We start from the raw sequence: 14,605 nt of genomic DNA on the forward strand, positions 1-14,605 counted from the left end.
CATCCACACGCTCGAGCGTGTCGGCGACCGGCTGGTGTTCGGCCGGCTCGAGGTCGCGGACCCGCCCGCCGACGAGTCCGCCTTCCGGTACATCGGCCGCGTGGGACTCCGCGACGCCGAGCACCGTCCGCTGCTGCTCGACTGGCGCGTCCCGGGCGCCAGCGCGTTCTACCAGGCCACCGCCGCGTACCCGATGGGCATGCGGGCACGCCGCCACCTGTCGCTCGAGGGCCGCAGCGTCGTCGGCGTCGAGGACGAGGTCTTCGACGCGACCCTGTACGACGACGAGCGCACCCACCTGCAGGGCGAGGGTGCCCTGCTCGCCGCGGTCACCGCTGAGCGCACCGGCCGGATGACCGACATCGTCGCCACGATCCAGGGCGAGCAGGACCGCATCATCCGCTCCCCGCTCGAGGGCGTCCTCATCGTGCAGGGCGGCCCCGGCACCGGCAAGACCGCCGTGGCGCTGCACCGCGCCGCGTACCTGCTGTACTCCTACCGCGAGCGCCTCCGCGGGTCCGGCGTGCTCGTCGTCGGGCCGTCCCCGGCGTTCCTGACCTACATCGAGCAGGTGCTGCCGTCCCTCGGCGAGACCGGCGTCGTGATGGCGTCCCTCGGCTCGCTGTACCCGGGGCTGCACGCCACCCGCCACGACCGCCGCGAGGTCGCCGCGGTCAAGGGCTCCGGCGAGATGGCCGACCTGCTCCGCCGTGCCGTGCGGTCGCGCCAGGTCGTGCCGACGGAGTCCGTCGAGCTCGACGTCGAGGGCGAGCGGCTCGTCGTCCCGCCGCAGCTCGTCGCCGACGCGATGCACCGCGCACAGGACCGCGGCAAGCCGCACAACGTCGCCCGGGTGTCGTTCAACAAGGGCGCGCTCGACGCGATGACGAAGCTCCTCGCCGAACAGCTCCGACAGCGCGGCACCACGGTGGACGACGCCGACATCAAGGTCCTCCGCGAGGACATCCGGTCCTCGTACGACGCCCGCGTCCTGCTCAACACCGCGTGGCTGCCGCTGCCGGCGGAGAAGCTGCTCGAGGACCTCTACGCACGGCCGAACTGGCTGGCGTCCCTCACGCCGAGCTGGTCGCCGGAGCGCCGTGCCCTGCTCGCCCGGGAGCGCGGCGCGGGCTTCACGGTGGAGGACGTCCCCCTGCTCGACGAGGCCGCCGAGCTCCTCGGCACGTTCGACCCGACCGGCGGGGCGGCGAAGCGCCAGGCGAAGGCCAGCCGGAACCGCGACATCGAGAACGCCCGCCAGGCCATCGAGAACATGGGCGTCGAGGGCATCGTCACCGCAGAAGAGGTCGCGGGTGCCTTCGCCGAGGGCGGCGACCCCCGCTCCACGGCCGAGCGCGCTGCCGAGGACCGCGAGTGGACCTACGGGCACATCGTCGTCGACGAGGCCCAGGAACTCTCGCCGATGCAGTGGCGGGTGCTCGCCCGCCGCAACCCGCTCCGGTCGTTCACGATCGTCGGCGACATGGCGCAGGGGTCGTCACCCGGTGCCGCCCGCACGTGGGAGGACGTCATCGGCGCCCTCGCCCGTCGTCGCCGGGGCCGTGCGCCGCAGGTCCCGCTCGACCACCGCGTCGCCGAGCTCACCGTGAACTACCGCACCCCGCGCTCGATCGTCGAGGCCGCCGGGGAGTTCGCCGCAGCGGCCGGGCTGACCGTCACCGCCAACCAGGCCGTCCGTGACGGTGACCCGGTGGAGCGCGTGTCGGTGTCGCGGGCCGAGGTCCTCGACGCCGTCGCCGCCCGGGTGACGGGGGAGCGGTCGCACATCGGCTCGGGGACGATCGGCGTGATCGTGCCAGAGGCGCAGGTGGACGTCGTCCGGCAGCGGCTCGCGCAGGGCGACCTCGACGTGCGGAGCCTCGGGTCCCCACGACCGGGCTCGGTCACGGTGCTCACCGGCGCGGACGCCAAGGGCCTCGAGTTCGACGGCGTGGTGCTCGTGGACCCGGACGGGGTCGGGGCGGACGCCGCCCGTGCCGCCGCCGCGGTCTACGTCGCGATGACCCGTCCCACGCGGCGGCTCACCGTCATCGACGTGGTCTGACCCAGCCGGGAGGCCCGGGCCGGCCCCGTCAGTCCGGCTCGCGTCCGGCCGTGGACGTGGACGTCGCGCCCCGCCGCAGGCATCGCGCCCCGTCATACCGGGGCGCGATGTCCACGTGCGGGCGCGTTCGTGGCGGACGCTGCACGGTCCGCCCCGGTCGGGCGGCGCGGGGCGCGCGGCACGCCGGACGTGGACGTCGCGCCCCGCCGCGGGCATCGCGCCCCGTCACACCGGGGCGCGATGTGGGCAGCGGGGCGCGATCTCGGGCGGCCGCCGACACTTCCCGTCTTCGGCGGTGGCTGGCACGTCCCGACTCGGGCGGTGGTCGGCACGATGACCCAGCCGGGAGGCCCGGGCCGGCCCCGTCAGTCCGGCTCGCCCTCGGTCCGCACCCGCTCCACGAGCGCGGCCAGCGGGCCGTCGAGGGCTCGGCCGGGCACCCGGACCGTGGTGCTCGCGACGGTGATCGTCCAGACGTAGTCGTCGGGCACCGGTGCCTGCGGCTGGCGCGCTGCGCGGGGCACCGCGTCGACCAGGTCGGACCAGCCGTCGGGGTCGGCGTCCGTGTCGATCCGCCAGCCCCGGGTGAGGCCGGCGAACCCACCGCTCCGACGCACGAGGATCTGCATGGGGCCGACCCTACGCCGGGCCGTGGCCGGCTCGGTGGTCAGTCGAGCACACCGACGGTGCGCCAGGCGTCGGCGACCGCCACGGACTGCTGCGAGCCCGCGCCGAACCGCGTGTCCGCCGCCGAGACCGTGACCCGGGCGAAGCCGGCGAAGTCGATCGAGGCGGTGACCTCGGGCGAGGTGAGGGCGTCCCACCACACCGCGCCGGCGCCCTGCCAGGCGTTCCCGCCGATCGCCGTGGCGGCGAGGAAGAACGCGTGGTTCGGGATCCCGGAGTTCGTGTGCACGCCGCCGGCGTCCTCGTCGGTCTCGACGTAGTCGGCCATCGTCGCCGGCTGCGGGTCCTTGCCGAGCACAGGGTCGTCGTACGCGGTGCCCGGCGCCCGCATCGAGCGGAGCGCGACCCCGTGCACCGCGGGCGTGAAGAGCCCCTCGCCGATGAGCCAGCTGGCCTCGGCCGCGGTCTGCCCGGCCGTGTACTGCGCCACGAGGGAGCCGAAGACGTCGCTGACCGACTCGTTCAGCGCGCCGGACTGCCCCTGGTATGTCAGGTCGGCCGTGTACTGGGTCACCCCGTGGGTGAGCTCGTGGCCGATGACGTCGAGCGCGACGGTGAAGCGGGTGAAGACCTCGCCGTCCCCGTCGCCGAAGACCATCCGGGAGCCGTCCCAGTAGGCGTTGTCGTAGTCCTGGCCGTAGTGCACGGTGGCGTCGAGGGGGAGCCCGGCGCCGTCGATCGACACCCGCCCGAAGACGTCGAGCCAGAACGCGTGCGTGGCACCGAGTCCGGCGTAGGCCTCGTCCACGGCGGCGTCTCCGGTGTCGGGTGCGCCCTCGGTCCGGACGACGGTGCCCGGCAGCGTGGTGGTGCCGTGCGCGTCGGCGATGCTCCGCCGGGGTGACGGGTCCGGCGCGGTGGCCGTGCGTGGCGCGTGCAGGGACCTGGTCTTCGGTGCCTGCACGGCGTCGAGCGACGCCAGGGCCGTCCGTGCCGCCGGGGTGGCACGGGGGAACGCGTCGGTCGGCGCGTCGGCGATGGCCCGCAGCAGGTACGGCGGGACGACGGAGCGGAACGGGGCAGCGGTCATGGAGCCATGCAACCCCTCGGCACCGACACTCGCGTCAGTCGTCGCCGCCCTTCCGGTTCTCCACCAGGTCGAGCGCGTACGACTCCCACCACTGCCCGGCTGCCGGTCCGCCGTTGCAGGTGCCGTCGCTCAGCCCGGGCGTCTTCACCCAGAGCAGTGCGTCCAGGCGCGAGGTGCCGGCGGTCACGCGGGGGGACTGCCCGAGTCCCGCGCCCTCCGGGTTGCACCAGGTGCCGAGCCATCCCCGGCCGTTGCGGGAGACGTCGATGACGAAGTGCGGGTCGCCGCCGACCGCGTCGGCGAGCCGGTCGGCGTAGGCGCGCTCCTGGTCGACGCGGTAGAAGTTCGACACGTTCGTGAAGAACCCCTGCGTCCGGTCGACCCCGGCCTGCCGCAGCCACCCCGCCATCGTGGCCGTCGGCACGCGGTTCTCGTTCCCGCCGTCGAGGTACACGGTGAGCCCGTGCCCGCTGAGCTCGTCCACGGCCTTCCGGAGCAGCGGCAACCGGGAGTCCGCCAGGCGCTCGCAGACGTTGATCTGGGCGATCGCGTCGGGCTCGACGAGCACGACCGCGTGCGAGCCCGCCGCCGCCCGGACGACCGACCGGACCCACGGCAGGTACTCCGCCGCGGTCGTGCCGCCCTTCGAGTAGTGGCCGCAGTCCCGGTCCGGGACGTTGTACAGGACGAACACCGGGGTCTTGTCCTGCCGACGGGCGTTCGCCACGACCTCCCGGACGGTCTCGCGGGTCTCCGTGACGGACGGGTCCGTGAGCCAGGTCGCGACTGGTTCGTCGGCGATGACGGCGATCCGCTCGGCGGTGGTGGTGTCGCCGTCCGCCCGCGCCTGGGTCTCGCGTCGGCCCGCCTGGTTCTCGCTGGCCGGCTGTCGGGCGAGTCCGCCGGGGAAGGCCTGCGCGGCGTTCTGCCGCTCGACGATCCGGCGTCCGTCCGGCCCGTTCGGCACCGTCGGCAGCCAGAGGGCCACTCCGACCACCACGGCGACGACGACCGCCGCGGCACCGCCGATCCACGCCCACTGGCGACCAGCACTCGGCGGCCGACGCGGCCTGGGCACGCGGTCGTCCGGTGGCAGCTGCTGGTCCGGCATCGAGCGGTCCTCCCTGGTCACCACCGCGCGTCGCGACGGTGCCCATGCTTCCACCCCGTCGGCCTCCACGGCCACCCCGCACCGGCGTTCGCCCAGCATCGCCGCTGCTGCTGCCCAGGAGCGCTCCAGGTCCCGCGCAGGACGGTGCCCCACACTGTCCGGATGCTCCGGAAACTCCTCCTCCTCGCCCTCACGGCGGCCTACGCCTGGGTGATCTGGCGGATGACGCTGACGCCGCACGTGTTCACGTCGGCGGAGAACTCCCTGGTGCTGCACGCCATCGCATGGGCGCAGCACCTGCCGCACGGGTCGTGGCTGACGTACGACCGCACCGAGTTCCTCGCGAACATCGCGATGTTCGTCCCCGTCGGGATGATCGCCGCGATGTGGCTGCCGCGGCGCTGGTGGTTCCTCGCCGCCGTCGTGGCCGTCGGGCTGTCCGCGGGCATCGAGCTCGCGCAGTCGGCCCTGCTGCCGTACCGCGTCGCCGATCCGCGCGACGTGCTCTCGAACGGCCTCGGCGGCCTCCTCGGCGCCACGTTCGTCGGCTTCGTCCGCAGCCTGCTGCCGGCCCGGCGACCCCGACGCCTCCGCGCTCGGACGGTGTGACCCCGCCGAGCCCCTCGGCGGTCCGCTGCTCTGGTAGAGTCTCCAGGTTGCCGTCGAACGGCCGCGGACAAAGAGCGCTCACGCATCAGGCATGGGCACCGCGCAACGGACAGAAGGGGATCACCATGGCACTTGATGCACAGGTCAAGCAGGAGATCATCGAAGAGTACGCGACCCACCCGGGCGACACCGGATCCCCTGAGGTCCAGGTCGCCGTTCTGACGCGTCGTATCAACGACCTGAACGAGCACCTCAAGGAGCACAAGCACGACCACCACTCGCGTCGTGGTCTGCTCCTCATGGTCGGCCAGCGCCGCCGCCTCCTCGGGTACCTCTCGGACGTCGACATCGCCCGCTACCGTGCGCTCATCGAGCGTCTCGGCCTGCGCCGCTAGTCGTCGCCGCACACGCTCGACCGGACGCCCCGTTCCTCCTCGTGAGGACCGGGGCGTCCTTCGTTCCCGGTCCGCCCGCGCATCCCTCCCCTCCCACCCCTTCTACCTGCCATCGAGGGAGCAGAAATCGTCGAGTCCCCTCGCATGACTCGACGATTTCTGCTCCCTCGATGCACGGGGGCGGGAATGTGCGCACCGACACTCCGGTTCGGTAGGGTGTTCATGCAAACGCATTGAAAGATCGGGAGATCCCATGACCACCATCGCCGTCGTCTCCGCCGGGCTCTCCGAGCCGTCCTCGACACGCCTCCTCGCCGACCGCCTCGCCGAGTCCGCCGTCGCCGCCATCGAAGCGCAGCCGGGAGGCTCGCCCCGCGTCGTGCACGTCGACCTGCGTCCGCTCGCGCACGAGGTCGTCGACGCGATGCTCACCGGGTTCCAGGCCCCGGCGCTCGCTGCCGCCACGGCCGCCGTGGTCGAGGCCGTCGCCGTCGTGTTCGTCTCGCCGGTCTTCACCGCGGGGATGAGCGGCCTGGCGAAGTCGTTCCTCGACGTCATGGACAAGGACGCCCTCACCGACATGCCCGTCCTCCTCGGGGCGACGGGTGGCACGTCGCGGCACTCGCTCGCGATCGAGCACGCCATGCGCCCCGTGTTCGCCTACCTCCGCGCGGCCGTCGTGCCCACCGGCGTGTTCGCCGCGACCGACGACTGGGGCACGGACGGCGACCAGGCGGCCCTGGACGGACGCATCCGCCGGGCCGGCGCGGACCTCGCCTGGATGGTGGGAGCCTCCCGTCGGGTCCAGCAGGACGCGACGGCCCTGCCGGAGGTCACCGACTTCGCGAGCCTGCTCGGCGGCCTGGGGCACTGATCCCGGGCGCCGGCCTGCGGCGCCGACCGGTCAGTACCAGTGCGGGTTGACGCTCATCTCGTGGTTCCAGGCCCCGCACGGGGTGCCGTAGCTGCTCTTGATGTAGGCCAGGCCCCAGTTGACCTGCGTGTCCTGGTTCGTCCGCCAGTCGGCGCCGGCGGCCGCGAGCTTCGACGCGGGCAGCGCCTGGGGGATGCCGTAGGCGCCGCTCGAGGCGTTGAGGGCGTTCGCGCGCCAGCCCGACTCCTGCGTCCACAGGGAGACCAGGCAGCCGAACTGGTCGTCACCCCAGCCGTAGCTCGGGAGCGCACTGCGGGCGTAGGCCTGCGCGGCGGCCGGGTCGACCGTCACACCACCGGTGCTCGGGTACGCGTTGCCCGGAGCCGCGGCGTCCGGTGTGCCGGCGGACGTCTGCGCTGCCGCGGCGGCCTGTGCCGCGGCCTCGGCGGCGGCTGCCTGCGCTGCCGCCTGCGCGGCGACGGCGCGCCCGACCGCGTACCGACGTTCCGTCTCGGCGGTCGAGTCCTGCAGGGACGCGAGCTGGGCGTAGAGCTGCGTGCTGTGCGACTGGGTCGACGCCACGGCCTGGTCGGCGCGGTCCTCGGCGGCCTTCGCCGCAGCCGCCTTCGTCTCGGCCGCCGCCGCGAGGGACGCCCGCTCGGCCTCGGCCCGTCGTGCCTGGTCGCCGAGCGAGGACGCCGTCCCCGCCGCGACGGAGGCGTCGTCCATCACGCCGGACCACGTCGTCGTGAGCTGGTCGATCGCGCCGAGCTGGTAGAGCAGCTGGTTCGGGTCCTTCGTCGTCGCGATCCGCGTGGTCATCTGGTCACCGGTGCCGTCGCGGTACAGGCTCGCGGCGAGCTGTCCTGCGCGCGTCCGCGCGCGGTCCGCGGTCGCCCTGGCAGCGTCGGCCTGGGCCTGGAGGCTCGTGGCGGTCCGGGCGGCCGCCTGCAGGTCCGCCTCGGCCTGCGTCGCGACCGCGGAGGCGTCCAGCGCGACCTGCGACTTGGCGGCGGCGTCGGCCTGCGCTGACCGGAGTGCGGCCTTGACGCGCTGGACCTCGGTCCGCTTGGCGGTCTCGTTGCCCTTGGCGTGCTGGACGTCCTGCCAGCTCGGGTACTCGGTGGCGCCGGCCGGCACCGCGGTCACGAGGGGGCCGACGAGCGCACCCACGACCACGACGGCCGCGACGAGTACGCGTCTTCCAGGACTACGACGCATGGGGGAAGGGTACCGAGGACACGCCCGTTCGCCACCAGCCTCGCCGCCGATCCACCGCCCGATGCTAAAGTCAGGGCGTCCGGGGACCGTTTCCCGAGACGACACACAACATCGCACGCAGACCGGCACGAAGCTGGTCATCGGTGGTGGCATGCGGGCCGAGGGTTCCCGACTGCTTCTACTGCTGGCCAGGCATGCGTTCCGCGTCGTGGAGCGCACGTGCACACACGTGTGCCCGAGGCCGGGTCTGCTGCACCACAGACGCAAGGAGGCATCCTCTTGGAGGGTCCCGAAATCAAGTTCGCTGAAGCGATCATCGACAACGGTCGCTACGGCACCAGGACGGTCCGGTTCGAGACCGGCCGTCTCGCGCAGCAGGCACAGGGTGCCGTCGCTGCGTACCTGGACGAAGAGACCATGCTGCTGTCGGCCACCAGCGCCGGCAAGCACCCGCGTGAGGGCTTCGACTTCTTCCCGCTGACGGTCGACGTCGAGGAGCGGTCGTACGCGGCCGGCAAGATCCCCGGCTCGTTCTTCCGCCGCGAAGGCCGTCCCTCGACCGAGGCGATCCTGGTCTGCCGTCTGATCGACCGGCCGCTGCGCCCGTCGTTCGTCGACGGTCTCCGCAACGAGGTCCAGATCGTCATCACCGTCCTGAGCATCGCTCCTGACGAGTTCTACGACGCCCTGGCCATCAACGCCGCGTCCGCGTCGACGCAGATCTCCGGTCTGCCGTTCTCCGGCCCGATCGCCGGTGTGCGCCTCGCGCTGATCGGCGACCAGTGGGTCGCGTTCCCGAAGGCGTCGCAGCTCGCCGAGGCCGTCTTCGACCTCACCGTCGCCGGTCGTGTCGTCACGGACGACGCGGGCAACGAGGACGTCGCGATCATGATGGTCGAGGCCGAGGCCACCGAGCACAGCTGGGACCTCATCCAGGGCGGCGCCACCAAGCCCGACGAGGCCGTCGTCGCGCAGGGTCTCGAGGCGGCGAAGCCGTTCCTCAAGTCCCTCGTCGAGGCCCAGGCCAAGCTCGCCGCGCAGTCGGCCAAGGAGATCCAGGACTACCCGGTCTTCCCGCCGTACGCCGACGAGGTCTACGCCGCCGTCGAGTCGATCGCGCTCTCCGAGCTCGGTGACGTCTACAAGATCGCCGCGAAGGCCGAGCGCCAGGACGCCGACGACGCACTCAAGTCGCGCGTCAAGGCCGCCATCGCCGAGCAGGTCACCGCGGGCACGCTGCCCGAGGTCGCCAACAGCCAGGTCAGCGCCGCGTACAAGTCGGTCACGAAGAAGGTCGTCCGCGGCCGCATCCTGACCGAGCAGGTCCGCATGGACGGTCGCGGCCTCGCCGACATCCGTCCGCTCGACGCCGAGGTCGCCGTGATCCCGCGCGTCCACGGTTCCGCGGTGTTCCAGCGCGGCGAGACGCAGATCCTCGGCGTCACCACGCTGAACATGCTCAAGATGGAGCAGCAGATCGACTCGCTGTCGCCCGTCAAGAAGAAGCGCTACCTGCACCACTACAACTTCCCGCCCTACTCGACCGGTGAGACCGGCCGCGTGGGTTCGCCGAAGCGTCGCGAGATCGGGCACGGCTTCCTCGCCGAGCGCGCCCTCGTGCCGGTGCTGCCCTCGCGCGACGAGTTCCCGTACGCCATCCGTCAGGTCTCCGAGGCGCTCAGCTCGAACGGGTCGACCTCGATGGGTTCCGTCTGCGCCTCGACCCTGTCGCTGCTGAACGCCGGTGTGCCCCTCAAGGCCCCGGTCGCCGGCATCGCCATGGGCCTGGTGTCCGACACCGTCGACGGCCAGACCCGCTACGCGGCGCTGACCGACATCCTCGGAGCCGAGGACGCCCTCGGTGACATGGACTTCAAGGTCGCCGGCACGTCGGAGTTCGTCACCGCCATCCAGCTCGACACCAAGCTCGACGGCATCCCGTCGTCGGTGCTCGACGCCGCGCTGAAGCAGGCCAAGGAGGCCCGCTCGGCCATCCTCGGTGTGCTGAACGAGGCGATCGACGGACCGGACGAGATGGCCGACACCGCTCCGCGCGTCATCTCGGTGCAGATCCCCGTCGACAAGATCGGCGAGCTGATCGGCCCGAAGGGCAAGACGATCAACGGGATCCAGGACACCACCGGTGCCGACATCTCGATCGAGGACGACGGCACGGTCTACATCGGTGCCGTCGACGGTCCGTCCGCCGAGGCCGCGCGTGCGCAGGTCAACGCGATCGCGAACCCGACCAACCCGGAGATCGGGGACCAGTTCCTCGGCACCGTCGTGAAGATCGCCACGTTCGGCGCCTTCGTGTCGCTGCTCCCGGGCCGTGACGGTCTGCTGCACGTCTCCGAGGTCCGCAAGCTCGCCGGTGGCAAGCGCGTGGAGAACGTCGAGGACGTCCTGGGCGTTGGCCAGAAGATCCTGGTCGAGGTCACCAAGGTGGACGACCGCGGCAAGCTCTCGCTCGCGCCGGTCGTGGCCGACGACGTCGACACCGAGGGTCGCGACGACCACGGGTCGCACGCCGAGGCGCCCGCCGAGGGCTGAGCCCCAGCACGACAGAACGGCCGCCACTCCTGCTGGAGTGGCGGCCGTTCCGCTGTACCGGGAGAGGGTGCTCAGGCCGCGGGGGTCTCCTGCGTGCCGGTGAGCTGTGCGCGGCCCAGGATGTGCTCGCGCAGGACGAAGCCGACGACCGCGGGGGTGGCGTCCGCCGGGGCCTCGAGAACGGGGACGTCGAGGGCGCTCAGCGTGAAGACGTACCGGTGCGCGCCGTGTCCGGCGGGCGGGGCGGCACCGAGGAAGGTGTCCGTGCCGAACTCGTTGCGGCGGCGGAGCGCCTCGGCAGGCAGCAGCGCGTCGTCCGTGCCGGCACCCGCGGGGAGCTCGGTCGCGGACGCCGGGATGTCGGTGAGGCTCCAGTGCCAGAAGCCCGAGCCGGTCGGCGCGTCGGGGTCGTACACGGTGAGCACGTAGCTCTGCGTGCCCTCGGGAGCGCCGGTCCAGGCGAGGGCGGGGGAGCGGTCCTCGCCGCCGACGTCGGAGCCGCGCGCTGAGGTGGGCAGTTCACCGCCGTCGGTGAAGTCGGTGCTGGTGAGGGAGAAGGACGGCACCTCGGGGAGGCGCCAGAGCGGGTCGTTGGCCATGGGCCCAGGCAACCACCTGTGCCCTGGGGGTGACCGGGAGGCTCGGTGCCAGCTGGCACCGAGCCTCCCGTCAGGTGGTCGCGCTCACCGCGACCGTGCGGATCAGGCCGGTCCGGTGGCGCTCCCGGGGTTGCCGCTCGCCACGATGGCGCCGTTGACGCCCTCGGGGAAGAAGCCGCCCTTGTCGATCTGGTTCGGGTTCAGGAACACGATGTTGAGCACGCGCTCCGCGGTGCGGCCGTACGCCAACGAGTTGGCGTCGGTCGGGACGAAGTTCACCGCACCGGTCGACGTCGTGATGCCCTGGTCGTCGTCGGTCGGCCCGTCGAGCGAGTCGCGGGCGCCGGAGATCTTGTTCGCCGGCACCTGCAGCCCCTTGTCGAAGAGCTTCGAGCGGATGATGCCCGCGTGGTACGCCTCGACGGCCAGGATGCCCGCCGCTGCGCTGAGGTACGTCTTGTTGGTGATGAGCGGAGCAGCGCCCTTGTAGGCGGTGACCCCGACGTCCTCGAACACGTAGGCGCCGAGCAGGAAGGCCTCCTCACTGGCGAAGGGGTTGAAGGTCCCCGTCGGTCCGACCACTCCCGCGGCCCGGGCGGCCGCGGTGAAGGCGTTCGTGAAGTCGATCTTCGGACGCGAGACGGCCGCACCACCGAGCGCCGAACGCAGGAACGCCACGTGTGCACGCTCGTCGTTGGCGATCTCGGTCGCGATGCCGCGGATGGCCGGGGTCCTGAACGGCACCTTGCTGCCGCCGACGACCGGCCCCTGGGGGTCGATGCCGGTGGTCATGCTGGCGGTGAGTCCGGTGCCGAACACGGCGCGGAGGTAGAACTCGGCCTCGAGGTACTCGAGGTTGAGCGCGAAGTTGAGGATGGCGGCGTCGGAGACGGCACCGTCCTCGGCGGGGGAGGCGGAGGCTCGGTCGGCGGTGAGCACCGAGGAGCCCAGCGCGGCGATGCCGGCTGAGGCGCCGGCGACGCCGGCGGCTGCGAAGAAGCGACGTCGATCGAGAGCGTTCTCGGCGCTCCGGTCGATGGCGTGACGGATGAATCGGTTGTCGAACATCGGTGTCCTCGTGACGTGCTGGCAGCACGGACCCGGCCGACGCTGCAGGGAAACGGGTCGGCTGGGCACGATCGGCGGGTTGGTCGATCGTGGGGTGAAGCTACCCCCGGACGGGGGCCTCCACCAGGGGTGACGCGGAAACCGGTCGGTGGTCAGCCGGCGAGGACGCGTTCGGCGACGCGGCCGAGCGCCGCGGTCGCAGCGATGGCGTCACCCGCGTACGCGCCGGACATCGCGCCGTCGCGGGCGAGCATGAGTTCGTCGGCGCCGTCGCCGGGCAGCGGGTGGCCCGCGTCCTGCAGGAGGTCGGCGAGCCGCTCGGTGTACCAGTCGCGGTGGGAGGCCACGAGGACCCGGATCTGGTCGCGGGGATCGTGGTACTCGGCTGCGGCGTTGAGGAACGCGCAACCGCGGAAGGACGGCGCGTTCACCTCGTCCGTCACGGCGGTGACCCACGTCCGGACCGCGTCGGAGGCGCTGCCCGCGTCGGCCACCAGGGCGTCGAAGGCCTGCTGCACGCGCTCGTGCTGCGTGTTCACGTAGGCCAGGATCAGGTTGTCCTTGGACCCGTAGTGCTTGTAGAACGTCGCCTTCGTGACGCTGGCCTCGGAGATGAGGCGGTCGACGCCGACGCTGTGGATGCCCTCCTCGTAGAAGAGCCGGTTCGCGGTCTCCAGGATGCGGACCTTCGCGCCGCCGGAGCGGGGAGCCGGGGGGACGCTCGACCCGTCCGGCGACGCGAGGCCACTGGTGCTCTTCCCGAGGAGACGCTGGACGGTCGGTTGGGGGGAATCGACCGTCACAGCGTGGCTCCTCGGTGGTCATCGGCTCCGCGGCTGAGTGGGGGAACTCGGTGCCGCCGAGGACTGATGTCCCGAGCCACCGGATCGGCTTCAAGCGGGGGCTTCCGATCCGGCAAGCACGACTGTAGCACGAAGGAGGACAGACAGACAAGTCGGTCTGTCCGTGTTTTCTGTACCCCATTCCGGGGCGCTGTGAACCCTCGCCCCAAGCTGGCAGGACGGCGTCCGATCATCAGTAGGCTCGACCGCGATGAACCGCCCAGTCCCGCTGCCCCTCGAGGCCCCGGACACGTCCTTCCTGACGTCCGGAGGATCCTTCGTCCGCCGAACCGTGCTCCCGTCGGGCGTGCGCGTGCTGACCGAGGCGGTTCCGGCATCCCACTCCACGAGCATCGGGTACTGGGTCGGTGTCGGCTCCCGGGACGAGCGCGCGGGCCAGTTTGGCTCGACGCACTTCCTCGAGCACCTGCTCTTCAAGGGCACGACCACCAGGAGCGCGCTCGACATCGCCGTCGCGTTCGACTCGGTCGGGGGCGAGCACAACGCCGCCACGGCCAAGGAGTACACCTGCTACTACGCCCGCGTGCGGGACGCCGACGTCCCGATGGCCGTGCGGGTCATCGGCGACATGGTGACGAACTCGGTGCTCGAACCCGCCGCCTTCGACATCGAGCGCGGGGTCATCCTCGAGGAGCTCGCGATGGCCGCCGACGACCCGGCGGACCTGGCCGGCGAGGCGTTCTTCGCGTCGGCGTTCGAGGGGCATGCGCTCGGTCGCCCGATCGGTGGCACCCCGGAGAGCATCCGCGCCGTCCAGCGCGACGAGGTGATGGCGCACTACGCCGAGCACTACGCCCCGAACGGGCTCGTCATCACCGCGGCCGGCGCCGTGGACCACGAGCGGTTCTGCGCCCTGGTCGACGAGGTCTTCCAGACGGCCGGCCGTGCCCGACCCGTCGACCGTCGGACCGCGCAGCCCGTGGCCGACCCGGTCGCCGAGAAGCTCTCGGTCGTGCACCGGCCCACCGAGCAGGTCAGCATGCTTCGCGGGTCGCAGGGCCTCGACCTCCGCGACGAGCGGCGCCCCGTGCTCAGCGTGCTCAACGCCGTCCTCGGCGGCGGCATGAGCTCACGGCTGTTCCAGGAGGTCCGCGAACGCCGCGGACTCGCCTACGCGGTGTCGTCCTTCGCCCCGGCGTACCTGGACAACGGCGCTTTCGGGGTCTACGCCGGGTGCGCCCCAGACAACGTCGCCGGCGTGATCGACATCGTCGACGCCGAGTTCCGCCGCATGGTCGACGACGGCATCACCGAGGACGAGCTCCGACGTGCGACGGGCCAGATCGAGGGCGCGCTGACGCTCTCGCTCGAGGACTCCGACGCCCGGATGACCCGCCTGGGCCGGGCCGAGCTCGGCACCGGGGAGTTCACCGACCTCGACACCGCCCTGGAGCGCGTCGACCGCGTGACGACCGGGGACGTCCTCGACCTCGCTCGTGACCTCCTCACCCGTCCGACCGTCACGGCGGTCGTCGGTGACGTCGAGCGGTCAGCGCTCGAGGCCGCCATGGGCTCCGGCGGTCGATGACG

13 protein-coding genes are annotated in these 14,605 nt (G+C 72.2%); 6 read left to right on the forward strand and 7 right to left on the reverse strand.

Annotated elements, in window-relative coordinates; genetic code table 11:
• Window positions 1-2,065 (forward strand): ATP-binding domain-containing protein (locus BIU98_RS02145; protein WP_071270764.1); only part of this gene is annotated, 2,065 nt, incomplete at its 5' end.
• Between the two features lie 365 nt (window positions 2,066-2,430).
• On the opposite strand, the gene BIU98_RS02150 is transcribed toward BIU98_RS02145, so the two are convergent.
• The 3 genes from BIU98_RS02150 to BIU98_RS02160 are packed head-to-tail and all read right to left on the reverse strand — an operon-like array spanning window position 2,431 to window position 4,893.
• On the reverse strand, window positions 2,431-2,694 hold the full coding sequence (locus tag BIU98_RS02150) for a protealysin inhibitor emfourin (protein ID WP_071270767.1): 264 nt from the start codon (window positions 2,692-2,694) through the stop codon (window positions 2,431-2,433).
• Between the two features lie 38 nt (window positions 2,695-2,732).
• Window positions 2,733-3,782, reverse strand: coding sequence for a M4 family metallopeptidase (locus BIU98_RS02155; protein ID WP_071270770.1), 1,050 nt, complete (start codon window positions 3,780-3,782; stop codon window positions 2,733-2,735).
• A gap of 34 nt (window positions 3,783-3,816) precedes the next feature.
• Complete coding sequence (locus tag BIU98_RS02160) at window positions 3,817-4,893, reverse strand: glycoside hydrolase family 6 protein (RefSeq protein WP_083392893.1); 1,077 nt, start codon at window positions 4,891-4,893, stop codon at window positions 3,817-3,819.
• 162 nt (window positions 4,894-5,055) lie between these two features.
• Here BIU98_RS02160 and BIU98_RS02165 point away from each other — a divergent pair, with 162 nt between their 5' ends.
• The 3 genes from BIU98_RS02165 to BIU98_RS02175 all read left to right on the forward strand — a co-directional run bounded on the left by BIU98_RS02165 (window position 5,056) and on the right by BIU98_RS02175 (window position 6,771).
• On the forward strand, window positions 5,056-5,502 hold the full coding sequence (locus BIU98_RS02165) for a VanZ family protein (protein WP_071270773.1): 447 nt from the start codon (window positions 5,056-5,058) through the stop codon (window positions 5,500-5,502).
• 125 nt (window positions 5,503-5,627) lie between these two features.
• Complete coding sequence (rpsO, locus tag BIU98_RS02170) at window positions 5,628-5,897, forward strand: 30S ribosomal protein S15 (protein WP_071270776.1); 270 nt, start codon at window positions 5,628-5,630, stop codon at window positions 5,895-5,897.
• Between the two features lie 253 nt (window positions 5,898-6,150).
• The gene (locus BIU98_RS02175; protein WP_071270779.1) at window positions 6,151-6,771 is read left to right on the forward strand and encodes a CE1759 family FMN reductase; all 621 of its coding nucleotides are present in this window, start codon (window positions 6,151-6,153) and stop codon (window positions 6,769-6,771) included.
• 30 nt (window positions 6,772-6,801) lie between these two features.
• On the opposite strand, the gene BIU98_RS02180 is transcribed toward BIU98_RS02175, so the two are convergent.
• Complete coding sequence (locus tag BIU98_RS02180) at window positions 6,802-7,992, reverse strand: lytic transglycosylase domain-containing protein (RefSeq protein ID WP_071270782.1); 1,191 nt, start codon at window positions 7,990-7,992, stop codon at window positions 6,802-6,804.
• A 279-nt stretch (window positions 7,993-8,271) separates the two neighbouring features.
• On the opposite strand from BIU98_RS02180, the gene BIU98_RS02185 reads away from it, so the two are divergent.
• Entirely contained in the window at window positions 8,272-10,545 is a 2,274-nt protein-coding gene (locus BIU98_RS02185; protein WP_071270785.1) for a polyribonucleotide nucleotidyltransferase, read from the forward strand.
• Window positions 10,546-10,616: 71 nt separating this feature from the next.
• Here BIU98_RS02185 and BIU98_RS02190 read toward each other — a convergent pair whose 3' ends face one another.
• The 3 genes from BIU98_RS02190 to BIU98_RS02200 form a co-directional block, all read right to left on the reverse strand.
• Window positions 10,617-11,144 carry a YbhB/YbcL family Raf kinase inhibitor-like protein gene (locus BIU98_RS02190; protein WP_071270788.1) on the reverse strand — a complete coding sequence of 176 codons (528 nt, stop codon included), beginning with the start codon at window positions 11,142-11,144 and terminating at the stop codon, window positions 10,617-10,619.
• A gap of 102 nt (window positions 11,145-11,246) precedes the next feature.
• Window positions 11,247-12,212 carry a ferritin-like domain-containing protein gene (locus BIU98_RS02195; protein WP_071270791.1) on the reverse strand — a complete coding sequence of 322 codons (966 nt, stop codon included), beginning with the start codon at window positions 12,210-12,212 and terminating at the stop codon, window positions 11,247-11,249.
• 152 nt (window positions 12,213-12,364) lie between these two features.
• Window positions 12,365-13,015: a TetR/AcrR family transcriptional regulator gene (locus BIU98_RS02200; RefSeq protein ID WP_071270794.1), complete on the reverse strand. Its 651-nt coding sequence runs from the start codon at window positions 13,013-13,015 to the stop codon at window positions 12,365-12,367.
• A gap of 250 nt (window positions 13,016-13,265) precedes the next feature.
• Between BIU98_RS02200 and BIU98_RS02205 the strand changes: the two genes are divergently transcribed.
• The gene (locus BIU98_RS02205; protein WP_071270797.1) at window positions 13,266-14,603 is read left to right on the forward strand and encodes a pitrilysin family protein; all 1,338 of its coding nucleotides are present in this window, start codon (window positions 13,266-13,268) and stop codon (window positions 14,601-14,603) included.
• Window positions 14,604-14,605 lie beyond the last annotated feature (2 nt).

Source organism: Curtobacterium sp. MMLR14_010, assembly GCF_001865015.1.
In the GTDB taxonomy this organism is placed as follows: Bacteria; Actinomycetota; Actinomycetes; order Actinomycetales; family Microbacteriaceae; genus Curtobacterium.